The sequence below is a fragment of the Janthinobacterium sp. 1_2014MBL_MicDiv genome (assembly GCF_001865675.1).
GTDB lineage: Bacteria > Pseudomonadota > Gammaproteobacteria > Burkholderiales > Burkholderiaceae_D > Janthinobacterium.
The window spans coordinates 6,331,418-6,354,498 of sequence record NZ_CP011319.1 but is presented as its reverse complement, the minus strand read 5'-3'; the positions used below and the strand labels follow the sequence as shown (position 1 = coordinate 6,354,498).

At 63.7% G+C, this 23,081-nt stretch carries 14 protein-coding genes; 4 read left to right on the top strand and 10 right to left on the bottom strand.

Annotated features, from left to right (window positions below):
• Positions 1 to 156: 156 nt before the first annotated feature.
• The 6 genes from YQ44_RS27555 to YQ44_RS27525 all read right to left on the bottom strand — a co-directional run bounded on the left by YQ44_RS27555 (position 157) and on the right by YQ44_RS27525 (position 8,194).
• A complete protein-coding gene (locus tag YQ44_RS27555) occupies positions 157 to 435 on the bottom strand; it encodes a DUF4404 family protein (protein ID WP_034753883.1) in 279 nt (92 codons plus the stop codon).
• Between the two features lie 11 nt (positions 436 to 446).
• A complete protein-coding gene (locus YQ44_RS27550; protein ID WP_071326083.1) occupies positions 447 to 659 on the bottom strand; it encodes a VF530 family DNA-binding protein in 213 nt (70 codons plus the stop codon).
• Between the two features lie 109 nt (positions 660 to 768).
• Positions 769 to 2,913 carry a M3 family metallopeptidase gene (locus YQ44_RS27545; protein ID WP_071326082.1) on the bottom strand — a complete coding sequence of 715 codons (2,145 nt, stop codon included), beginning with the start codon at positions 2,911 to 2,913 and terminating at the stop codon, positions 769 to 771.
• Between the two features lie 226 nt (positions 2,914 to 3,139).
• Positions 3,140 to 5,302, bottom strand: coding sequence for a M3 family metallopeptidase (locus YQ44_RS27540; protein ID WP_232251008.1), 2,163 nt, complete (start codon positions 5,300 to 5,302; stop codon positions 3,140 to 3,142).
• A 154-nt stretch (positions 5,303 to 5,456) separates the two neighbouring features.
• Positions 5,457 to 5,675: a SlyX family protein gene (locus tag YQ44_RS27535; RefSeq protein WP_071326794.1), complete on the bottom strand. Its 219-nt coding sequence runs from the start codon at positions 5,673 to 5,675 to the stop codon at positions 5,457 to 5,459.
• Between the two features lie 458 nt (positions 5,676 to 6,133).
• On the bottom strand, positions 6,134 to 8,194 hold the full coding sequence (locus tag YQ44_RS27525) for a UvrD-helicase domain-containing protein (RefSeq protein ID WP_071326079.1): 2,061 nt from the start codon (positions 8,192 to 8,194) through the stop codon (positions 6,134 to 6,136).
• A gap of 208 nt (positions 8,195 to 8,402) precedes the next feature.
• On the opposite strand from YQ44_RS27525, the gene YQ44_RS27520 reads away from it, so the two are divergent.
• A complete protein-coding gene (locus tag YQ44_RS27520) occupies positions 8,403 to 8,888 on the top strand; it encodes an SRPBCC family protein (RefSeq protein ID WP_071326078.1) in 486 nt (161 codons plus the stop codon).
• 106 nt (positions 8,889 to 8,994) lie between these two features.
• On the opposite strand, the gene YQ44_RS27515 is transcribed toward YQ44_RS27520, so the two are convergent.
• Together YQ44_RS27515 and YQ44_RS27510 are read right to left on the bottom strand one after the other, a co-directional pair.
• Entirely contained in the window at positions 8,995 to 10,116 is a 1,122-nt protein-coding gene (locus YQ44_RS27515; RefSeq protein ID WP_071326077.1) for an HD-GYP domain-containing protein, read from the bottom strand.
• 175 nt (positions 10,117 to 10,291) lie between these two features.
• Complete coding sequence (locus YQ44_RS27510) at positions 10,292 to 11,740, bottom strand: dihydrolipoyl dehydrogenase (RefSeq protein ID WP_071326793.1); 1,449 nt, start codon at positions 11,738 to 11,740, stop codon at positions 10,292 to 10,294.
• 130 nt (positions 11,741 to 11,870) lie between these two features.
• On the opposite strand from YQ44_RS27510, the gene YQ44_RS27505 reads away from it, so the two are divergent.
• Complete coding sequence (locus YQ44_RS27505; RefSeq protein WP_071326076.1) at positions 11,871 to 12,761, top strand: ArgP/LysG family DNA-binding transcriptional regulator; 891 nt, start codon at positions 11,871 to 11,873, stop codon at positions 12,759 to 12,761.
• Between the two features lies 1 nt (position 12,762).
• Here the strand turns inward: YQ44_RS27505 and YQ44_RS27500 are convergent, their stop codons facing one another.
• Together YQ44_RS27500 and hemE are read right to left on the bottom strand one after the other, a co-directional pair.
• Positions 12,763 to 14,793: a primosomal protein N' gene (locus YQ44_RS27500; RefSeq protein ID WP_071326075.1), complete on the bottom strand. Its 2,031-nt coding sequence runs from the start codon at positions 14,791 to 14,793 to the stop codon at positions 12,763 to 12,765.
• A gap of 870 nt (positions 14,794 to 15,663) precedes the next feature.
• Positions 15,664 to 16,749, bottom strand: a complete 1,086-nt coding sequence (hemE, locus tag YQ44_RS27495; protein ID WP_071326074.1) for a uroporphyrinogen decarboxylase — start codon at positions 16,747 to 16,749, stop codon at positions 15,664 to 15,666.
• Positions 16,750 to 16,945: 196 nt separating this feature from the next.
• On the opposite strand from hemE, the gene YQ44_RS27490 reads away from it, so the two are divergent.
• Together YQ44_RS27490 and YQ44_RS27485 are read left to right on the top strand one after the other, a co-directional pair.
• Positions 16,946 to 18,889: a dipeptidyl-peptidase 5 gene (locus tag YQ44_RS27490; protein ID WP_071326073.1), complete on the top strand. Its 1,944-nt coding sequence runs from the start codon at positions 16,946 to 16,948 to the stop codon at positions 18,887 to 18,889.
• Positions 18,886 to 23,067, top strand: a complete 4,182-nt coding sequence (locus tag YQ44_RS27485; protein WP_071326072.1) for a DEAD/DEAH box helicase — start codon at positions 18,886 to 18,888, stop codon at positions 23,065 to 23,067. Before YQ44_RS27490 ends, YQ44_RS27485 begins: the two co-directional genes overlap by 4 nt.
• Positions 23,068 to 23,081: the final 14 nt, after the last annotated feature.

The window sequence follows — 23,081 nt, the reverse complement described above, 5'->3', positions numbered from 1 at the left end:
AGGAGCGGTTTTTTATCATTGCATTAACATCGTCCCGGCGCCGCCCGAAAGCGTCGCGGGCAAGCGCAATGCCGGGTTGAATAGCGGAACCGTACGCAGGCACGGTAAGCAAGACATGCCCGGCAGTGGGCTGCGCAGTCGGTTTTCAGCGCTGCATCAGATACCCATATTGGCGAGAATCTCACCCAATTCGCGCAATGCCGGCTCCAGTTTCGGATGTTTCACCGCGAATTTGGCCGACAATTCCTGGCTGCGCTCGGCCAGGCCGTAGGTGGTCGATTCTTCTTCCTGCTCCTGCGCGGCGCGCTTTTCCATCAGCAACTTGATGTCGACATCGAGTTTTTGCAGCAAACCATGCAGTTCTTCATCGACGGGGCCGCTGGTTTCCAGCGTCGAGTGCAGCTGTTGCAGCGATTCCTTGAGTTTGCTATCCATGTTTTTTCCTGTCAGTCCGTAAATTGCGTGTCCAGGTACAGCTGTTCCACCTTGCTCCTGGCCCACGGGGTCTTGCGCAAAAACTTCAGGCTCGACTTGATGCTGGGATCGCTGATGAAGCAATTGATATCAATGTGCTTGGCCAAGCCGTCCCAGCCGTAGTGGGCGTGCAGGCGCGTCACGATACCTTCCAGGGTAATGCCATTCAAATCTTGCTGACTCATATACTCTTTCGACTGCCTTCTTATTGACATCTTACTCAATTCTACGCCGCCGGCACAGAAAGCTTGCGTGCGCCATGACGACGCAGCGCAAGCTTCAGATGAGGGCGGTTTACTTGGCGTTCAAGCCGCGGCGTTCCAGCAGCGGTTCGACGGTGGCGTCGCGGCCGCGGAAGTCGCGGAACAGTTGCAGCGCATCGACGCTGCCGCCGCGCGACAGCAGCTTGGCGCGGAACCAGTCGCCATTCTTGCGCGTCAGGCCGCCGTTTTCCTTGAACCAGTTGACCGATTCCGCGTCCAGTTTCTCCGACCACAGGTAGGCGTAGTACGCCGCCGAGTAGCCGCCCGAGAAACTGTGCGAGAAGTAGGCCGTGCGGTAACGCGGCGGCACGGGCGCGTAATCGACGCCCGCGTCCTTCAGCGAGGCCGCTTCAAAGGCCAGCACGTCCGTCGGAATCTGCGCTGGCGCCAGCTGGTGCCAGCGCTGGTCCAGCAGGGCCGCCGACAGGTATTCCGTCGTCATGAAGCCCTGGTTGAATTTCTTCGCCGCCGTCACCTTGTCGAGCAATTCCTGCGGCATGGCGGCGCCGCTCTGGTAGTGCTTGGCGTAGTTTTGCAGCACTTCCGGCCACACGGCCCACATTTCATTGACTTGCGACGGATACTCGACGAAGTCGCTCGGCACGCTGGTGCCGGCAAAGCGCGGGTATTTCACGTTCGAGAACATACCGTGCAGCGCATGGCCGAATTCGTGGAACATGGTCGTCACTTCATCGAAGGTCAGCAAGGTCGGCTGGCCGGCCGGCGGTTTCGGGATGTTGAGCTGGTTGGCCACCACCGGGTGCGTGCCCATCAGCGACGATTGCGACACGTATTCATTCATCCACGCGCCGCCATGCTTGTTGCCGCGCGCATAGAAGTCGGCGATGAACAGGGCCAGCGGCTTGCCGTTGGCATCGAGAACGTCGTAGACGCGCACGTCCGGGTTATACACCGGCAAATCCTTGCGTTCCTTGAAGCTGATGCCATACAACTTGTTGGCGGCAAAGAAGACGCCGTTGTTCAGGACACTGTTGAGTTCCAGATACGGTTTCAGCTCGTTTTCATCGAAATTGAAGCGCTGCTTGCGCAGCTTGTCCGTGTAGATGGCCCAGTCGGCCGCCGCCACCTGGAAGCCGCCCTTTTCCGCGTCGACCACTTGCTGCAGGTCGGCCGCTTCGCGGCGCGCGTTGGCGACGGCCGGTTTCGCCAATTCCGACAGCAGGGTGTTGACGGCCGTCGTGGTCTTGGCCGTCTGGTCTTCCAGCGCATACGCGGCGTAATTGGCGTAGCCGAGCAAGGTAGCCCGTTCGGCGCGCAGTTTCGCCAGTTTCAGCACGATGGCGCGGTTGTCGAACTCGCCGCCCTGGCTGCCCCGGTTCAGCGACGCCTCCATCAGGCGCTGGCGCGTGGCGCGGTTGGTCAGCACGGCCAGCGGCGGCTGGCCGCTGGTGTTGACGAGGGCGATGAGGAACTTGCCCGTCAAGCCGCGCTCCTTGGCGGCCGCGGCGGCCGTGTCGATATCGCTGTCCGTCATGCCGGCCAGCTCGGCGCGCGTGTCGACGACGATGCTCTTGGCATTCGTTTCCTTCAGCACATTTTGCGCGAAGGCCGTTTCCAGGCCCGCCTGCTCGGCGTTGTAGGCTTTCAGTTTGTCCTTGTCCGCATCGGACAGCTTGGCGCCGGCGCGCACGAAATCCGTGTGATAGCGTTCCAGCAGGTGCAGGGATTCCGCATCGAGGCCCAGCTTGTCGCGCTTGGCGTACAGGGTGTCGATGCGGGCGAACAGTTTCGGGTTCAGGTTGATGGCATCCGTGTGGGCGGCCAATTTCGGCGACATCTCCACTTCCACCGCTTCCAGCACGGCATTCGTGTTGGTCGACGTCATGTTGCTGAAGATGCTCTGCACGCGGTGCAGCAGCTGCCCCGTGCGCTCGAGCGCAACGACGGTGTTCTCGAACGTGGGCGCCTGGCGGTTGCCGGCGATCGCATTGACTTCGGCCAGCTGCCGCTTCATGCCTTCGGCAAACGCCGGCGCGTAGTGCGCATCCTTGATCAGGCCGAACTGCGGCATCTGGAATGGCAGCGGACTGGCTTTCAGCAGGGGGTTCTGGGCGCTGATGGCGGCGGCAGGCGCAGCGGCGGCGGCCAGGGCGGAAGGGGCGGCGTGGGCCAGCATGACGCTGGCGGCGATGACGAGCAGTTGTGGACGGATCATGACATCTTTCAGGAAGCGCGGGGAAGAACCGCGATCGCGTCGCGGGCCAGTTGCAGATCATAGCAGCCTGTCACACAGGCGTCATCCAGCATGGGCTATCCTGTGGTGTATCACGCCAACTGCGCGGTTTACCACGGTTTTCAAACAGAATTGCCAAATAAAAATGGCCGCCAATCGCTTGGCAGCCATTTTCATTGACCCGGCTTTGACACCGGGAACAAGGCTTTTACTTGCCGTTCAGGCCACGGCGTTCCAGCAGCGGCTCGATCTTCGCATCGCGGCCGCGGAAGTTGCGGTAGATGTCGAGCGCATCGGCGCTGCCGCCGCGCGACAGCAGTTTGCTGCGGAACCAGTCGCCGTTCTTGCGCGTCAGGCCACCGTTTTCCTTGAACCACTCGACCGTGTCGGCATCGAGCTTTTCCGACCACAGGTAGGCGTAGTAGCCGGCCGAGTAGCCGCCCGCGAACGCATGCGAGAAATACGTGGTGCGGTAGCGCGGCGGCGCCGGGGCGAAATCGACGCCGGCGTCGCTCAAGGCGGTTTTTTCAAACGCCAGCACGTCGGTGGGAATTTGCGCCGGGGTCAGCTGGTGCCAGCGCTGGTCCAGCAGGGCCGATGCCAGGTATTCCGTGGTTTTATAGCCCTGGTTGAAATTGTCGGCCGCCGTCACTTTCGCCAGCAGCTCGGCCGGGATGGCCGCGCCCGTTTGATAGTGCTTGGCGTAGTTTTGCAGCACTTCCGGCCACAGCGCCCACATTTCATTGACTTGCGACGGGTATTCGACGAAGTCGCGCGGCACGCTGGTGCCGGCAAAGCGCGGGTATTTCACGTTCGAGAACATGCCGTGCAGCGCATGGCCGAATTCGTGGAACATGGTGTTGACTTCGTCAAACGTCATCAGGGTCGGCTGGCCCGCTTCCGGCTTTGGAATGTTCAGGTTATTCGCGATGACGGGTTTGCGATTGAGCAAGCTCGACTGGCCCACGTAGGCGTTCGCCCAGGCGCCGCCGCGCTTGTTGCTGCGCGCGTATGGATCCAGGGTGAAGATGGCCAGCTGCGTGCCGTCTTCGTTGAAGACGTCGTACACCAGCATGTCGGCCGTGTAGACGGGCAAGTCGGTGCGCTGCTTGAAGGTCAAGCCATACAATTTACCTGCGGCAAAGAACACGCCCTTGGTCAGCACGCTGTGCATTTCAAAGTACGGTTTCAGCTGATTTTCATCAAAGTTGTAGCGTTCGGCGCGCACCTTGTCGCTGTAGAAGGCCCAGTCGCTGGCCGCGACCTTGAAACCGCCCTTGTCGGCATCGATGACCTTCTGGATATCGTCCGCTTCACGGCGCGCATTGACGACGGCCGGCTTCGCCAATTCGCCCAGCAAGGCGTTCACGGCGGTCGTGTCGTGCGCCGTCTGGTCTTCCAGCGAATACGCGGCGTAGTTCGGGTAACCCATCAACGCGGCACGTTCGGCGCGCAGTTTCGCCAGTTCCAGCACTTCCTGGGTATTGTCGAACTCGCCGCCACGGCTGCCGCGCGCTTGCGAGGCGGCCATGATGCGTTCGCGCAAGGCGCGGTTGGTCAGCAGCGCCAGCGGCGCCTGGCCCGTCGTGTTGACGAGGGCGATCACGTACTTGCCGTCCAGGCCGCGCTTCTTGGCCAGGCCGGCGGCCACTTCGATGGCGGCCGGCGACAGGCCGTCGAGCTCTTCGCGCGTATCGACGACGACGGCCGACGCGTTCAATTCCTTCAGTACATTCTGCGCGAACTTGGTCGACAGGGCGGCCAGCTGGCCGTTATAGGCGCGCAGCTTTTCCTTGTCGGCCGCCGACAGCTTGGCGCCGGCGCGCACGAAGTCCGTGTGGTAGCGCTCGAGCAAGCGTTTCGATTCCGCATCGAGGCCCAGCTTGTCGCGCTTGGCGTAGAGGCTGTCGATGCGCTTGAACAATTTGTCGTTGAGCATGATCGCGTCGCTGTGGGCCGCCATCTTCGGCGCCAGCTCGCGTTCCAGGCCCTGGATCGTGTCATTCGTGTTCGAACCGGACATCACGGAAAACACGGTGCGCACGCGGCCCAGCAGCTGGCCCGAGCGTTCCATGGCGACGATGGTGTTGTCGAAGGTGGCCGCTTTCGGGTTGTTGGCGATCGCCGTGATTTCCGCCAGGTTGGCGGCCATGCCTGCCGTAAAGGCAGGCGCGTAGTCGGCGTCCTGCACCTTGTCGAACGGCGGATAATTGAATGGCAGGCTGCTGGCTTGCGCAAACGGGTTCGAGGCGGGCAGCGTGGCGGCAGCGGTAGCTGTGGCTTTAACAGTGGCTGGCGCGGCGGTAGCGGCAAAGGCGGCTGGCGCCAGCATCAGGCTGGCGGCGATGACGAGCATTGTTGGACGGGTCATGTCTTCTTTCAAGAAACGCAAGAGAGCCGCGATTGTGTCGCGGGCCAGCCTGAAATAATAACAGCCTGAAACACTTGCGTCACCAGCAACTACCGATGGTAGCGCGCCAGCCGGTGATGAACGGTTTTCATGCCCTCCACATCAAGATACCAATTTAGTAATGCGGCGGACGCTCGTTGACCAGCCCGCCATTCGCCTGCTGCGCCCCATCGCGCACGTGCTCGCCCAGCTTGTGCAGCATGGCCTCGAGCTGGTCGATGCGCTTGCCCTGCTGGTACACCATCTGGTTCAGCGATTCGACCAGGTCTTCCTGCTGCGCCAGCTTGATTTCGATATCGACGAAACGTATTTCCGTCTGTTCTGCATTGTCCATGGTGCTCACGCTCATTTCTCACTGAAAGCGGCATTCTACCGCCGCCACGGCGTGAGCCAGGACAAACCTCGTCCATTCGTCGTCGGACGGGGCCCGATGGCTGCCGATTCTTTCGTTTGGGGCGACTCAAATCGCTTGACGAAGGAGAACAAACGATTGCAATGACTGCATCCCCAACCGAACCAACGCTGAGCGATACGCGCAAGACGGCCGATACCGGCGCTGGGAAGATTCCCTGCACGACATGGCGGCCGCCGCCATTGACGCGCGCATCAAGCACTTGCAACACGGTAAAAAGGACGACTGGCGGCCGGTAGGGGAAGGCGTATGCGAGTTGCGGTTCTTGCAGACGGGGCCCGGCTGGCGCGTGTATTTTCACGAAACCAATCTGGGCACCGTGATACTGGCCATCGTGCCGAAGGCCACGCCGGACGGCGCCGTGGAAGCGTGAGCGCGATTTAAACTTTCGGCGCGGCCAATAACGCCTTCATGCGCGCCAGGCGTTCCTTGGGCGAAATCACTTCCGCCTCCGTCGGCACGGCGTCGCCCACGTCGAGTTGCATTTCCTTGATGAAGCGCGACGGGTCGCAATGCACCTGCTCGCCGGCGCGCTTGCGCTTCTTGCACCAGGTAATGTGCAAGGTGCGCTGGGCGCGCGTGATGCCCACATACATCAAACGGCGCTCTTCCTGGATGCGCGCGGCGATGGTCTCGGCCGGCGCATCGGCGTCGCCCTTGTGCGGCAAAATCCCCTCTTCCACGCCGACCAGGAAAACGTGCGGAAACTCCAGCCCTTTCGATGCATGCAGGGTGGACATGCGCACGGCATCCTGCTCCTCGTCCTTGCCCTCGAGCATGGTCATCAGGGCCACCATCTGCGTCAGTTCCAGCACGTTCTTTTCTTCGCCGTCGCGGTCCTTGCCGCCCCGGCCCCGTTCCTTGAGCCAGTTGACGAATTCGAGCACGTTCTGCCACTTGCTTTGGGCTTGCCGTTCTTCGAAGGCATCGTACAGATACGATTCGTAGTGGATTTCCTTCATCATGTCATCGAGCACCTCGGCCGCGTTGTCGCCGCTGCCGGCCGCGCCGGGACGGCTGGCGCGCGATTCGAGGTCGTTGATGAAGTTGCAGAAGTCGCGCAGCGGCCCCAGCTGGCGATCGGTCAGCTTGGCCTCGATGCCGCCCTTGAAGACGGCCTGGAACAGCGAACACTGCCACTGGCCCGAGAACGCCCCCAGCACCTCCAGCGTCGACTGGCCCACGCCACGGCGCGGCGTCGTCACGGCGCGGATGAAGGCCGGATCGTCGTCTTCGTTGGCCAGCAGGCGCAGGTAGCTGATGATGTCCTTGATCTCAGCCTTGTCGAAGAAGCTCTGGCCGCCCGAAATCGTGTACGGGATGCGTTCCTTGCGCAGGCACTGCTCGATGATGCGCGCCTGGTGGTTGCCGCGGTACAGGATCGCGTAATCGGAAAATTTGTTCTTGCGCTCGAAATGGTCGGCCGAGATCATGATGGCGACCTGCTCCGCCTCCTGCTCGTCCGTCTGCATGCCCAGCACCTTGATCGGCTCGCCCAGGCCATGCTCGGACCACAGCGACTTTTCAAACAGCTTCGGGTTATTGCCGATGACGGCATTGGCCGCGTTCAGCACGCGCATGGTGGAGCGGTAATTCTGCTCGAGCTTGATGACGCGCAAATCGGGGAAATCCGTTTCCAGCGTCTTCAGGTTTTCCACGGTGGCGCCGCGCCACGCATAAATGGCCTGGTCGTCGTCGCCCACGGCCGTAAACATCGGCTTCTTGCCGATGCCCGTCACCATCAGTTTCACCAGTTCGTACTGGCACGTATTCGTGTCCTGGTATTCGTCGACAAGCAGATAGCGCAAACGGCGCTGCCACTTATCGCGCACGGGGCCATTGTTGCGGAACAATTCCACGGGCAGGCGGATCAGATCGTCGAAATCGACGGCCTGATAGGCGGACAGGGTCGCCACATAGCTGCGGTAGATGCGCGCCGCGTTCGCCTCGTCTTCATCCTTGGCTTGCGCCAGCGCCATGTCCGGATCGATCAGGCCGTTTTTCCACAGCGACATGGCGTTCTGGATGCCGCGTATCACCTGTTTATCGGTGGTAATGGCAAGATCTTGCACGAGGGAAAAACAATCGTCGCTGTCCATGATGGAAAAGCGGTCTTTCAGCCCCACGCCATTGGCTTCCTGGCGCAGGATTTTCACGCCCAGCGAATGGAAGGTCGACACCGTCAACTGCTTGGCCTGGCGCGGCTGTTTCAACAGCTTGGCGATGCGCTCCTGCATTTCCAGCGCCGCCTTGTTGGTGAACGTCAACGCGGCGATGGTGCGCGGGTCGTAGCCTCGGTCTTCGATCAGGTGGGCGATCTTTTGCGTGATCACGCGCGTCTTGCCCGAACCGGCGCCGGCCAGCACGAGGCAGGGGCCGTCGAGGTAGGTCACCGCTTCGCTTTGGGGGGCATTCAGACCGAATTGTGGCGCTTTGGACATCAGGGTATTTCCGGAGGGAACAGCGGCCCATTGTAACAGCGTCGCGCCCGCCTTTTGCACGCTGGCGCATGCCTGAAAAACAGGCAATGGCATTGATATATCGCCATTTGACGCCATTTTGGCGCATGGAAGGCGTGCGGCGTTGCCACGCCTGGAGTACCATTCCGCCTATATCGCCCGTGCGCGCCCCTTACCGAATGGCAGTCCTATGAAATTTGAACACCTGATTGAAATCAACGATCCACTCAATCCCCTGATCGACACCTTGTCCCTGGAACAAGTATGGCGCGGCCTCGTCTTGCGTGCCGAATCGCCGAAACTGTTCGTGCCGCACCTCGACGAATGCCAGATCAGCGAGCGCAGCGAGAACGGTTTCGCGCGCAGCCTGCGCTACGGCGAGCTGGTGATCAACGACAGGGTGGTGCTGGTGCCGCAGATGCAGGTGCGCTATGAAGTGGCGGCGCAAAAGGATATCAGCAAGTCCTCGCTCGTGATGACCATCGAGATGCCCGACGAGATCAGCCTGTGGGTGCGCTTCCAGTACGACGACGGCCACGATGCGGCCACCGACGCGGCCAACGCCATGTACGACGAATTCCGCCGTTCCGCCTACAAGGAATCGGACATCGACACGGTGCGCGTCATGCGCGAGCTGGCGGCCGAGGGCCGGCTGGACGGCGTGCTGCTCAATTAATTGGCTATATACGTCTGGAAACGTTCAGCGCCAGGCGCCTTGCCGAAGGCCGTACGCCAGTACGACGAGGCAATGCCCCAACGCCATGGGCGTCTTTCCAGGTGCTCTACACCCTGGCGCTGCGGCCCCATAGCTGGTCCGGGCGGAACTGCAATCCCGCCTGCTCCGCGCTGAGCACTTCGCGGATGGCGTGCAAGTCCACGCGCGTGTCGCGCCGCAGCGGCACGTCCAGGCGCGCGCCACGCGGTCCGATCAGCGACTGCACATGGGGCGTGGCCGCGCTCAAGCCCTTGCGCGTGACGACGCCGATTTCCCCATTCAACAGTTTCACGAAGGTGCCGATCGGGTAAATGCCCAGCTCGCGCACCAGCAGCGAGGCCAGCGGCGCGTCCAGCGTGGCTTTTTCCGCCATCAGCATCTCGCGCAGGGCCACGTTCGGCAACAGCGGCTTGCGGTAGCTGCGCCGCGACACGCGCGCGCAATAGCGGTCGGCCAGCATGATCAGCCGGGCGCCCACGCCAATCTCGGCGCCCGTGGCGCCCAGCGGATAACCGCTGCCATCGACATTTTCATGGTGCTGCAGCACGGCTTGCAGCCAGGCGGGATCCGTCACGCCGGCCGCGCGCAGCAAGTCCACGCCCGCTTGCGGATGGGCACGGATGTAGGCGCGCTCCTGCGCGTCCAGCGGATCCGCCTTGTGCTGGAAATGCGCGTGGCGCGCCAGCATGCCCACATTCATGCTCAGCGCGGCCAGCACCACGCTGCGCAAGGCGGCGTCATCGAGTTTCAGGGCCCGCGCCAGCATGGTCGCGATGACGGCCGTGTCGACGCTGTGGCGCACGGCGAAGTCGCCCGCGCCCTGGTTGTGCAGGATGCAGGCCAGGGCCACGTCGGCGTCGAGCGTGACGGCCTCTTCCACCAGTTGCGCCAGCGGCGCCAGTTGATCCTGCGCTACAACTTGCCCGGCGACGATGGCCGGCAAGACCAGCGCCAGGCCGGACGTGGCCCGGTTCAGCATGCGCAGGGCCGACGGCGCCTCCGTGCCGGGGCGCCTCTCGTCATCGCTGGCATCGGCGATCATGCCGCGCGCCAGCAGCAGCTCGATCTGGTGCTCGCTGCGGATCACATGGCCTACCTTGGCCAGCAAGCCGCCCGCCTCGCCGTGCACGTCCCAGGGCAGGGACAGGCCCAGCGCCAGTTCCCCCGCATGTATGCGCCGAATTGTCACATCGTCTCCGTGTCATCGCTGCCACTGCCAGTTGTACCACCCAGGCATCGTTGGCATGAACCATTTGAAATGTTTTTTGCTTTTAATCAATGTTTCAATGTGGCAGCGATGATCGCGCAATCATGTGCGCCTGTCTACATAATTATATAAATCGCAAAGTTGCAACACATTTCCCTCACACGCCAGGCGAGCAATCGGCGCAGCCGGGCGCGTGTTCCGGGTCCTTTTCCAGGTGCAGCGCCAGTTCGCGCAAGGCCGTACGCACGCCTTCCTCGATGACGGGGTGGTAGAACGGCATGTCGAGCATGGCCGGCACCGTCAGCTGCGCCTGGCACGCCCAGGCCAGCAGATGACCCAGGTGTTCCGCGCGTGGGCCGATCAGCTCGGCGCCGAGAAAGCGCTTGCTGCCGAATTCCGCATACACGCGCAGCACACCCTGGTTTTGCAGCATCACGCGGCTGCGGCCCTGGTTGCCGAACGACACGGCGCCGACGGCGAAGCGGCCCGCGTGGCTCGCGCACAATTGCTGGTAAGTGGCGCCCACCGTGGCGACCTGCGGTTCCGTGAAGGCGATCGTCAGCGGCGTGCGGCGCAAGCCCGGTTTGACGTGCGGAAAGCGCGCCGCATTGTCGCCGGCGATGCGGCCCTCGTCGGCAGCCTCGGGCAGCAGCGGCAATGCATTGTCGGCATCGCCCGCGATGAAGATGGCGCTCTTGCCGCATTGCATGGTGTGCCTGTCGTACAGCGGTATGCCATGGCGGTCGAGCTCGATCTGCGCCGTTTCCAGGCCGATCCGGTCGACATTCGGACGGCGGCCGATGGCGGCCAGCACATACTCGAACTGCTCGGTTTTTTCCTGGCCGGCGCCATCGCGGCTGGTCAGCAGGATGCCGGCCCCATCGGCCGTTTTTGCCACGTGGGCAACGCTGGTCTGGAAGCGTATGTCGAGCTCGCGCGCCAGCACGGCGCCCGCCTCCTGCAGCACGAGCGGGTCGGTCAGCTGCGCCACCTTGGTGCCGCGCGCAAACAGGGTCACGCGCACGCCCAGGCGGGCCAGCGCCTGGCCCAGTTCCAGGCCGATGACGCCGCTGCCGACGACGGCCACCGACTGCGGCAAGTCCGTCCATTCGAACACGGCATCGCTGGTGATGACGCGCTCGCCCGCCGCCTGCCACTCGGGCGGCACGATGGGCGTGGAACCGGTGGCGATCACCACGCTGGCCGCTTCGACCAGGGTATGTTCATCGACCTGCAGCTTGCCCGGCGCGATGAAGCGCGCATGGCCGCGCAATTTTTCCTCATCGGCAATGGCGTTGACGCCATCGAGCACGAAGCCGACAAAGCGGTCGCGCTCGCTGCGCACCCTGGCCATCACTTGCTGGCCGTCGATGCGCACGGGCCCAGGATGCACGCCGAAGCCGGGCGCGGCAGCCACCGCATGGGCCGCCTCGGCCGCCGCGATCAGCAGTTTGCTGGGCATGCAGCCCACGCGCGCGCACGTCGTGCCGTAGGGCCCGCTTTCTATCATCAGCACGCGCTTGCCTTGCATGCGCGCCGCCTTGTGCGCCGTCATGCCGGCCGTGCCGCTGCCGATCACGGCCACATCCACTCGTAGTGTTTTCATGCTGCTGTCCATCCCGTTTCAGATTGCTCACAGCATTCGATACTACCCGTTTGCTGAAAATAAGGTTTTACTTTGCAGCAATATATGCATTAGTATAACTAATCATTTTTAGAATTTATAAGCACAGCTAATGGGATCACTCGATTATCGCGCGCTGGCCGTGCTGGACGCCGTAGCCAGCCACGGCAGTTTCGACAAGGCAGCCCTGGCCCTGGGCATCACCCAGTCGGCCGTCTCGCAGCGCATCAAGGCGCTGGAAGACGCCAGCGGACGCCTGCTGATCATCCGGGGCCAGCCAGCCGTGCCGACGGGGCTGGGCCAGCGCCTGATCGTGCATCACCGCAACGTCAAGCTGATGGAAGCGTCGCTCGATATCGACCTGGGCAATAGCGTCAGCATGCCGGAAATCGCCATCGCCATCGATGCCGACAGCCTGGCCACGTGGTTCCCCGACACCTTGCCCGCCCTGCTGGCGCCGCCGCGCTGCCAGCTCGACGTGCGCCTGGCCGACAGCGATGCCGCCTTGCAACTGGTGCGCGATGGTTCCGTCTTCGGCTGCGTGGCGGCCGAGTCCGGCGTCGCGCCCGATGCGTCCGCCGCCACCAGCGTGACGCCGCTGGGCACCTTGCGCTATGTCTGCGTGGCCACGCCCGTGTTTGCGGGCCACTGGTTTGGCGATGGTTTCAGCAGCGAGGCGGTGCAGCTGGCGCCGGCCGTGGTGGGCCAGCACGGTCTGCTGGCGCGTTTCCTCGCCGAACAATTACAGCTGCGCGCACCGTTTCCGCACCACAGCTTGCCGGTGGAAACGGCGCGCCGCGCCTGCATCCAGGACAGCCTGGCCTACGGCCTGGTGCCGCAGCGCCTGGCCGCGCAAGCCTTGCTGGCCGACCGCCTGGTGGACCTGATGCCGGGGCGCACCCTGGACGTGCCGCTGAGCTGGCATGCGTGGACCCTGGACACGCCGTTTACCAAGCTGCTGTCGGAACAGATCGTGCGCGCCGGCCGCGATTACCTCCGTTAAATCAGATATCCAGCGGGTCCACTTCCAGCGACCATTTCACGCGCGTCTTCATGGCGCGCAATTCCCCCAGCCATTCTTTTAAAAACGCTTGCAGGGCGGGCCGCGAGGGGGACTCCAGCAGCAGCTGGGCGCGGTCGACGTTGTAGACGCGCGTCATGCTCATGGGAATCGGATCATTGATGGTGACCTGCGGGTGCTCCATGCATTCCTTGGCCGCCTGCAGGAATTCGATGGCCGTGGCCAGCTCGGGCGCTTCCGCGCGCAGCAGGGCCTGGAACAGGTACGGCGGCAGCGCCGCCTGGGCCCGCTCTTCCAGCAGGGTGGTGGCGAAATGGTCGTAATCGTGGTTGACGACGGCGTCGTACAGCGGATGGCGCGCATAGCGCGTCTGGATCAGCACTTCGGAAACGCTGCCGCCCTCCGTCTGCGCCGCCCGTCCGGCCCGGCCCGCCACCTGCATCAGCTGGGCGAACAACCGCTCGCTGGCACGGTAATCCTGGGAAAACAGAGCCGTGTCCGGATTCAATATGCCGACCAGCGTCAGTTTCTTGAAGTCGTGGCCCTTGGCCACCATCTGCGTGCCGATCAGGATATCCACTTCACCGCGGTGCACGGTATCGAACGCTTCCTGCGCGCTGCCCTTCTTGCGCGTGGAATCGGCGTCGATGCGCAGGATGCGCGCCTCGGGAAACAATTGCTGCAAGCCTTCTTCCACGCGCTGCGTGCCGCGTCCCAGCGGCTGCAAGTCGACGTTGCCGCAGGTAGGACAGTGACGGGGGATGCGCAATTCCAGGCTGCAATGATGGCAGCGCAAGCGGTGCTCGGGCTTGTGCAGCACCATGAACGAGGTGCAACGCGTGCAATTGCTGATCCAGCCGCACGATTCGCAGCAGATGACGGGAGAATAACCGCGCCGGTTCAGGAACAGCAGCGACTGCTCGCCGCGCTCCATGCGCAGCTTCAATGCCGCCACCAGGTGCGACGTCAAGCCATCTTTCGGCTTGTCGCGCTCCATGTCGAGTATCTTGACGCGCGGCAAGACGGCATTCTTGACGGCCCGCTCGCGCAATTCCAGCTTGCGGTAGCGCCCCGTCTGCGCATGGTGCCAGCTTTCCAGCGACGGCGTGGCCGAACCGAGCACGATGGGAATCTGCAATTGCCAGGCGCGCCACACGGCCAGGTCGCGCGCCGAATAGCGCAAGCCTTCCTGCTGCTTGTAGGACGGGTCGTGCTCCTCGTCGATGACGATCAGCTTGAGCTGCGGCAAGGACGCCAGGATGGCCAGCCGCGTGCCGAGCACGATGCGCGCCTGGCCCTGGTGGGCGGCCAGCCAGTGCAGCATGCGCTCGCCCTCGGACAGGCTGCTGTGCAGGGTGGCCAGCATGACGCCAGGAAAGCGCGCGCGGATATTGCCTTCGAGCTGGGGCGTAAGGTTGATTTCCGGCACCAGGATCAGGATTTGCGCCGCCTCGTCGCGCGCCAGCACCTGGGCGCACGCCTGCAGATACACTTCCGTCTTGCCGCTGCCCGTCACGCCATACAGCAGGGTCGGTTGAAAACCCTGGGCGCCGCCGATGGCGTCGGCCGCTTCCTGCTGCGCCGGATTGAGCGCCGGCATGTTCAGCGGCGTGCCGTCATGCGCGTCGGCCAGCTTGGCCAGCTTCTTGATGGCGCGGTCGAGCGCCACCGTCGTCAGCACGCGCAAATTCTTCGGCAAGCCCGGCAGCGCCACTTCGCCCAGCGGACGCTGGTAGTAATCGGCGGCAAAGGCGGCCAGCGCCAGCCACTGTGCCGACAGCGGCGCCAGCTGGCTGCGCACGGCCAGCACCTCCTTCAATTTCGCGTCGGGCACGTCGGTGCTGTCGGACACGCCGACGATCAACCCCATCACTTCACGCCGGCCGAACGGCACCAGCGCCAGCTGCCCCACCTGCGGCAATGCCGCGTCAGCGTCGGCCCCCGCCTGCCAGCGGTAGTCGAACAGGGCGTTCAGGGGCGTGTCGAGCGCGACTTTCAAGATGCACTGCGGCATGGGTGGGATGGCCTATCTTAATAAAAAAGCATGCCGTGCGGCGATGCGTGAGGTCAGGCATGGCGCCAGCCGGCCATGATACTTGTTTCGCCCGTCAAACGCCTAACGGGGGGCGGCACGAGGCGGCGGACGCCCTCACCTGCCCTGAAGAAAATTCTGTGGATAACTTTGTGGACAAAGCAAAATTAACTTCCAGAATAATGTGGATAGAAAATTTTGACCCTCGTCAAGGGGGCACGAAAGAAAATTTAATCGTTTAAAATCAATCACTTAAAAATACACGCCCGGGAGGGCAAAAAACCAAGCGACTTTTCCACCCTCTGTGCATAACTGAACCATTTGTGAATTTTTTTGCATGAGCATCCATGTATTTTGCATGACGCCAATCAAGGATTTCGACATTTTCACTGGCAAAATGGCCGCTTGCCGGGCAAGGCCCGCGAATGCGGCCACGCCGCGGCAGAAAATTGTTTAAATATCATGCAGTGCAACATACACTTCAGGTGAAACCTGAACATGCGCGCTAAGTGCCCGTTAACAAATTACTTTTCAATTTTATCCACAGAATCTGTTGATAACTTTGTGGACAATGAACTTATAAGCCTGCCGGCCAGAAGAACAACCTTGCTCATTGTGGCAAGGATCGTTAATACCTGAAATTTTTATTTCTTAAAAATCAAATACTTGCAGTCATCTCCCGGGCTAGGCTTTTCGACTGCCTTTTATTTCCGCAGTAAAAAAAATTGTGCATAAGTCGGTATTGCCCCAGGGGTGACAGCCATGAAAAAAGGCAGGCTTCCTGTGGAAAACCCGCCTTTTTGCCATGCCGGGCGCCCTGGGGCGCCGCTGATGACGTTGTTGATTGACTATTTACTGGCCGCTGCGCATGGCGCGGCTCATGCTGTGCACGGCTTCCACCATGGCTGCCACGGATTCCGGCGGCGTGAACTGTGAAATGCCGTGGCCCAGGTTGAACACGTGGCCCGTGCCTGCCGATGGCGCGCCAAACGCGTTGAGCACTTTCGCCACTTCGGCGCGGATTTGCTCGGGGCTGGCGAACAGGATGGCGGGGTCGAGATTGCCCTGCAAGCCCACTTTGTGGCCCACCAGCTGGCGAGCGCGCGTCAGGTTGACGGTCCAGTCCAGTCCCACGGCGTCGGCGCCGATGTCGGCGATCTGCTCGATCCACTGGCCGCCGCCCTTGGTAAACACGATGGCAGGGATCTTGACGCCATCCTTGTCGCGTTTCAGTTGCGCCACCACTTGCTGCATGTAGGCCAGCGAAAATTCCTGGTAGGCGCCATCGGCCAGCGCACCGCCCCAGGAATCGAAAATCATCACGGCTTGCGCGCCGGCATCAATTTGCGCATTCAGGTATTGCGCCACGGACGTGGCGTTGATGGCCAGGATGTGGTGCATCAGTTCCGGGCGGTTGTACAGCATCTTCTTGATGGTGTGGAACTCTTTCGAGCCGCCGCCTTCCACCATGTAGCACGCCAGGGTCCACGGGCTGCCGGAAAAGCCGATCAGCGGCACGCGGCCGTTCAATTCCGTGCGGATCTGCGTGACGGCCTTGAAGACATAGTCGAGCGTATCGAGGTCCGGCACTTGCAGGGCCATCACATCCTGTTCCGTGCGCAGCGGGCGCTCGAACTTCGGTCCTTCGCCATCGGCGAAATACAGGCCCAGGCCCATGGCGTCGGGCACCGTCAGGATGTCGGAAAACAAGATGGCCGCGTCGAGCGGGAAGCGCTCCAGGGGCTGCAGGGTCACTTCCGTGGCGTAATCGGGATTCTTTGCCAGGCCCAGGAAGGAGCCGGCCCGCTCGCGCGTGGCGCGGTATTCGGGCAGGTAGCGGCCCGCCTGGCGCATCAGCCAGACAGGCGTGTGCTCGGTTGGCTGGCGCAGCAGCGCGCGCAGGAAAGTATCATTCTGAAGCGGAGCAAATTGTGGCATGGCAGGCAATCGAGCTTGGAGAAGCGGTATTATCGCATCCAATCGCCGCCATTTCATTGATTCCAGTGCCGCTTAGCAGCATTTGCCATGCACGGCAGCGCTTTCGTTGTGCCTGCCCTTCCATTATGATGATGTACGCTGCCACGCGCCCTGCCCCTGCCTGGCGGCCCTTGATCCCACCACACACGGAGCCCGCATGACCTCAACCGCATCCAGCACCCCTTATGGCACCTGGCCATCGCCGATCAGCGCCGCCATCGTCGCGGCCGGCGCCTCGCCGCTGACGCAGCTGGCCCTGGGGGGCGCCGATGGCGGCGATGTCTTCTGGCTGGCCGGCCGCGCCAGCGAAGCGGGCCGCAACACCCTGCTGCGCCAGCGCGGCGCGCGTGTCGATGAACTGACGCCGGCGCCGTTCAACGTGCGCACGCGCGTGCACGAATATGGCGGCGGCGCGTATGCCGTCGCTGGCGATACCGTGTATTTTTCGCATTTCGCCGATAACCGCCTGTACCGCGTCGCCGCCGATGGCGCCGCGGAAGCCTTCAGCGCGGGGGGCAATACGCGCTACGCGGACTTCGTCGTCGATGCGGCCCGCGCGCGCCTGATCGCCGTGCGCGAGCAGCATCCGGAAGAAGGCCATGCCCACCCGGAAAACAGCCTGGCCGCCATCGGCTTCGACGGCAGTGAAACGGTGCTGGCGCGCGGCCACGATTTCTATGCGGCGCCGCGCCTGTCGCCGGACGGCAGCCAGCTGGCCTGGATCAGCTGGGACCACCCGCGCCTGCCATGGCAAGGTACGGAACTGTGGCTGGCCGACGTGCATGCGGACGGCAGCCTCGGTTCGCCGCGCCTGATCGCCGGCGGCGCGCGCGAATCGATTTGCCAGCCAGAATGGTCGCCGAACGGCTTGCTGCACTTCGTTTCCGACAGCAGCGGCTGGTGGAACCTGTACCGCCTGCACGGCGCCGACATCGAGGCGCTATGCCCGATGGAAGCGGAATTTGCCACGCCGCACTGGACCTTCGGCGGCAGCATGTACGGCTTCCTGTCCGCCGACGAGATCGTCTGCACGTATATCCAGGCCGGCATCAGCTACCTGGCGCAATTGAACGTGGCCGCGGCCAAGCTCGAGCCGATACCGCACCCGTACCAGGAAATCCGCGAACTGCGCGTCGGCCCCGGCTTTGTCGCGCTGCTGGGCGGCAGCCCCACGATTGCGCTGGAACTGGCGCGCATCGACCTGTCGAACCACGAGCTGGAAGTGCTGGCGCAATCGATCGCGCAATTACCCGCGCTCGGCCACCTGTCCGTGCCGCGCAGCTTGAGCTTTCCGAGCAGCAATGATCGCACGGCCCACGCCTTCTTCTATGCGCCCACCAACAGCGACGCGCTAGCGCCCGATGGAACGTTACCTCCCGTCATCGTCATCAGCCATGGCGGCCCTACCAGCATGGCCAGCAATACCCTGAAGCTGGCGACCCAGTACTGGACCAGCCGCGGCATCGGCGTGCTCGACGTCAACTATGGCGGCAGCAGCGGTTTCGGCCGCGAATACCGCGACGCGCTGCGCGGGCAATGGGGCATCGTCGACGTGGAAGACTGCATCGCCGGCGCGCGCTACCTGGCCGCCCACGGCCTGGCCGACCCCGAGCGCCTGATCATCCGCGGCGGCAGCGCCGGCGGCCTGACGACCCTGTGTGCCCTGACCTTCCATGACGTCTTCAAGGCCGGCGCCAGCTATTACGGCGTATCCGACCTGAAGGGCCTGGATCTCGATTCGCACAAGTTCGAATCGCACTACAACGATTACCTGATCGCCTCGCAGCCGCAGGCCGAGGCCCTGTACCGCGCACGCTCGCCCATCCACCACACGGATAAATTGTCGCGCCCCATGATTTTCTTCCAGGGCCTCGATGACAAGGTGGTGCCGCCGCAGCAGTCGCAGCTGATGGTCGACGCCCTGCAGGCGCGTGGCGTGCCCGTCGCGTATGTGCCGCTCGAAGGCGAGGGCCACGGCTTCCGCAAGGCGGAAAACATCGTGCGCACGCTGGATGCGGAACTGTATTTCTACCAGCGCGTGTTCGGCCTGCCCGTGCCGGCCGGCGATGCGCCCGTGCAGATCGCCAACTTGCCCGCATGACCGAGCAGCATATAGACCAACATCTGCTGGACGAGTTCGCTGCACTGGAACAGCACGAACAGATGATCCTGGCCCTGCTGGCGATCACGGGCGAACCGGTCGGCAAGCATGCCGTCTACGAACACTTGCAGCGCGCCAATGTGGTCGAACCGGACGGCACGCCGTTTTCCCTGCCCGTCGTGACGGCCATGCTGCAGCGGCTGACGCGCCTGGCGCTGGCGTCCGAGATCGTCGGGCGCGGCTTTGCCTGCGAAGCGAAATTGCGCTGGCCCGCCATGCGCGCGGCCATCGAGCACCTGGTGTTCCGCGACCTGTGCCAGGCGATCGAGCTGATCAATCCCGTGCGCCGCAACTGGGATGGCTATGTGGAGCTGCGCAGCTACCGCCAGGGCGTGGCGCGCCTGCGCATCGCCCTGTTGCGCAACGACGAGGTGCGCCACGTGGCCGCCGTCCTGGCCGCCTGCATGGCTTGCTACGAAGCGCAGCAGCTGCATCCGCTGATCGAGATCTTCGGCCGCCCGTTCGAGCCGGAGATGCTGTCCTTCGTCATGCCGCAATTGCAGGATGACATACTGGCCGTGCTGCTGGGCAATGCGCCGCGCGAGCCGGCCACGGCGCGCGCCATCCGCGGCTATGCGCGTGAGCACCACGCGCGCCAGGCGGCCGCCGGCGACCACATCGGCGCCGCCCTGCCGCTGGCCCTGGCCGAGGATGCCCTGCTGTGCGGCGAACTCGACACGGCTGCGCGCTACCTGGCGGGCCAGCAGGGCCCGCAGGTGCTGTTTATCGACAGCAGCATCGCCCTGTTGCACGGTGAACACGCGCACGCCGTGGCCGGCTTCGAGACGGCCTTGAAAGGGCTGCGCAAGGAAGCGGGCAAGCGCAAGCTGTGCTTTACGGGCATCGGCGGCCACCTGTATGTGCTGGCACTGCTGCGCGGCAACGACGCCAAGCTGCTCAAAGCCGCGGAAAGTTATCTCGACATCGCCCTGCACGCGCAGCCGAACCACGACAGCATCGTCTACCAGCAACTCAATACCTTGCGCCTGGTGCGCGCCGGCGTGCTGCAGGCCGAAGCGATCCCCACGCGCAACTGGGAAACGGGCTTGCAGGCGCAGCTGTTCCAGGGCTTGCTGTATTACTGGCTGGCGCTACCGCAATTGAGCGAACGCAAACCCCAGCTGCGCCTGCTGGTGCAGCAGGCGGACGCGGCCGGCTACAACCTGATCGCGGCACAGGCGGCAGGCTTGCTGGGCTTGATGAGCGAGCCGGAACAGGAGCGCTATGCGACGGGCAAGCGCGCGCAACATGGCTTGACGGACATGGCGCCGTGGTTCGAGCGCCAGGAAGCGTGGCAGCGCCAGCTGAGCGCCCTGATCAACCTGCAGCAGAATGCCCCCGCCGAAGCGCTGGGCGGCGTCTCGCGCCTCGTGTGGCTGGTGGCGTTCGACCCGCGCTTCGGCCTGACGGCCGTGGAAGTGCGCGAGCAGAAACGCGACGCGCGCGGCGGCTGGAGCAAGGGCCGCGCCATGGGCCTGAAGCGCCTGGCCGAAGAGGCGGGCGACATCGATTTCCTCACGCCGCAGGACGCGCGCGCGGCCGGCAGCATCGCGCCATTCAAACAGTATTATTCGTCGGCGCCGCGCTATGAAATCGAGCTGGACAAGGCCGCCGTGCTGCTGGTGGGCCACCCGCTCGTGTTCTGGCTCGACCACCCCGACACGCGCGTGGAACTGATCGCCGGCGCGCCCGAGCTCCTCATCAAGTCGCACGAGGGGCAGCTGTGGCTGGGCATGCAGCCGCCGCTGCCCGACAGCGGCAGCCATGTCGTGGTGCAGCGCGAGACGCCGACGCGCCTGCGCGTCGTGCACATCCTCGACGAGCACCGGCGCATCGGCGCCATCGTGGGGCTGGGGCTGTCCGTGCCCCTGCATGCGGAAAAACAGGTCATGCAGGCCATCGGCGCCATCTCCTCGATGGTCACCGTGCAGTCCGATATCGGCGGCGGCGCGGGCGACGCGCAGGCGATCACGGCCGACCACCGCCTGCACGTGCACCTGCTGCCCTACCAGCAGGGCCTGAAAATGCAGATCCTCGTGCGCCCGCTGCTCGACAACGGCGCCTATTACGCGCCGGGTAGCGGCGCCGAGAGCGTGTTTGCCGATGTGGCGGGCCGGGCCGTGCAGGCGCGGCGCGACCTGAACGCGGAGCGCGAGGCGCAGCGCCAGCTCATCGGTCGCTGCCTGGTGCTGGAAGAGGCGGAAGAAGAGCATGGCGAATGGCTGCTGGGCCAGCCTGCCCTGGGCTTGCAGCTGCTGGTGGAATTGCAGGCGCTCGATCCCGCCAACATCGTGCTGGCCTGGCCCGAAGGCGAAACCATGCGCGTGTCGAAACGCATCGACAGCGGCCAGATGCGCCTGAAGATCAAAAGTGAAAAAGACTGGTTTGCCGCCAGCGGCGAAGTGCAGATCGACGAAGACAAGGTCATGGATCTGCGCGCCCTGCTGGACTTGATGCAGCACAATAAAAGCCGCTTCGTGGCCCTCGGCGACAACCAGTTCCTCGCCCTCAGCGACGAATTGCACCGCCGCCTGTCGGAACTGGCCGCGTATGGCGAGGCGCATGCCGATGGCGTGCACATCCACCCGCTGGCCGCCTTCGCGCTGGAAGAACTGGCCACCGATGCGGGCGGCGTGCAGGCCGACAAATTGTGGCGCGAACACTTGCTGCGCCTGCGCGCGCTCGACGATCATCAGCCGCAGCTGCCCAGCACCCTGCAGGCGGACTTGCGCGACTACCAGCTGGCCGGCTACGAATGGCTGGCGCGCCTGGCGCACTGGGGCGTAGGTGCCTGCCTGGCCGATGACATGGGCCTGGGCAAAACCTTGCAGGCGCTGGCCCTGATCCTGGCGCGCGCGCCGCACGGCCCGACCCTGGTGGTCGCGCCCACGTCCGTGTGCATGAACTGGATCAGCGAAGCGCAGCGTTTCGCGCCCACCTTGAAGGTGAAGCTGTTCGGCACAGGCGACCGCGCCGACATGCTGGACACCTTGCAGCCGTTCGACGTGGTGGTGGCCAGCTATGGCTTGCTGCAGCAGGAAGCGGCCATGTTCGCGGGCGTGCGCTGGCATACGATCGTGCTCGACGAGGCGCAAGCGATCAAGAATGGCGCCACCAAGCGCTCGCAAGCCGTGATGGCGCTGCAGGGCGACTTCCGCATGGTGGCCAGCGGCACGCCGCTGGAAAACCACCTGGGCGAATTGTGGAATCTGTTCCGCTTCATCAATCCGGGCTTGCTGGGCACGCTCGACCAGTTCAACCTGCGCTTCGCCGGTCCCATCGAGAAAGACCAGGACAAGCGGGCGGCGGCCGGCGCCCGCCTGCGCCTGCGCAGATTGATCGCGCCGTTCATCCTGCGCCGCACGAAGACGCAAGTGCTGTCGGAGTTGCCGTCACGCACGGAAATCGTGCTGGAAGTGCAGCTGTCGCCGCCCGAAACGGCGCTGTACGAATCGCTGCGCCGCGAAGCGCTGGAAAAGCTGGCCATGGTGGAAGGGCCGGCATCGAAGAAAGCCATCCAGATCCTGGCCGAGATCATGAAGCTGCGCCGCGCCTGCTGCAACCCGCAGCTGGTGGCGCCCGAGCTGGGCCTGGCCAGCAGCAAGCTGGCCGCGTTCGCGCAATTGTTGTCGGGCTTGCTGGAAAACCGCCACAAGGTGCTTGTCTTCAGCCAGTTCGTCGACCACCTGACCCTGATCCGCCAGCACCTGGAGCAGCATGGCGTGGCCTACCAGTACCTCGATGGCGCCACGCCCATGCAGGAGCGCAAGCGCCGCGTCGACGCCTTCCAGGCGGGCGAGGGCGATGTTTTCCTGATCAGCCTGAAAGCGGGCGGCATGGGCATCAACCTGACGGCGGCCGATTACGTGATCCACATGGACCCGTGGTGGAACCCGGCCGTGGAAGACCAGGCCTCGGACCGCGCCCACCGCATGGGGCAATTGCGTCCCGTCACCATTTACCGCCTGGTGGCCAAGCACACGATCGAGGAAGGCATCGTCGAGTTGCACCAGCACAAGCGCGACCTGGCCGACAGTCTGCTGGAAGGCAGCGACGCGGCCGCGCGCATGTCGGCCAGCGACATGCTGGGCATGCTGCAGGAAGGCTTGAAAAAATGAACGGGGAAGCCGCG

Excerpts from the sequence above, each read along its gene's own strand:
- YQ44_RS27555 (WP_034753883.1), bottom strand. The coding sequence starts at position 435 with ATGGATAGCAAACTCAAGGAATCGCTGCAACAGCTGCACTCGACGCTG.
- YQ44_RS27550 (WP_071326083.1), bottom strand. The coding sequence starts at position 659 with ATGAGTCAGCAAGATTTGAATGGCATTACCCTGGAAGGTATCGTGACG.
- YQ44_RS27545 (WP_071326082.1), bottom strand. The coding sequence starts at position 2,913 with ATGATCCGTCCACAACTGCTCGTCATCGCCGCCAGCGTCATGCTGGCC.
- YQ44_RS27540 (WP_232251008.1), bottom strand. The coding sequence starts at position 5,302 with ATGACCCGTCCAACAATGCTCGTCATCGCCGCCAGCCTGATGCTGGCG.
- YQ44_RS27535 (WP_071326794.1), bottom strand. The coding sequence starts at position 5,675 with ATGGACAATGCAGAACAGACGGAAATACGTTTCGTCGATATCGAAATC.
- YQ44_RS27525 (WP_071326079.1), bottom strand. The coding sequence starts at position 8,194 with ATGTCCAAAGCGCCACAATTCGGTCTGAATGCCCCCCAAAGCGAAGCG.
- YQ44_RS27520 (WP_071326078.1), top strand. The coding sequence starts at position 8,403 with ATGAAATTTGAACACCTGATTGAAATCAACGATCCACTCAATCCCCTG.
- YQ44_RS27510 (WP_071326793.1), bottom strand. The coding sequence starts at position 11,740 with ATGAAAACACTACGAGTGGATGTGGCCGTGATCGGCAGCGGCACGGCC.
- YQ44_RS27505 (WP_071326076.1), top strand. The coding sequence starts at position 11,871 with ATGGGATCACTCGATTATCGCGCGCTGGCCGTGCTGGACGCCGTAGCC.
- YQ44_RS27500 (WP_071326075.1), bottom strand. The coding sequence starts at position 14,793 with ATGCCGCAGTGCATCTTGAAAGTCGCGCTCGACACGCCCCTGAACGCC.
- hemE (WP_071326074.1), bottom strand. The coding sequence starts at position 16,749 with ATGCCACAATTTGCTCCGCTTCAGAATGATACTTTCCTGCGCGCGCTG.
- YQ44_RS27490 (WP_071326073.1), top strand. The coding sequence starts at position 16,946 with ATGACCTCAACCGCATCCAGCACCCCTTATGGCACCTGGCCATCGCCG.
- YQ44_RS27485 (WP_071326072.1), top strand. The coding sequence starts at position 18,886 with ATGACCGAGCAGCATATAGACCAACATCTGCTGGACGAGTTCGCTGCA.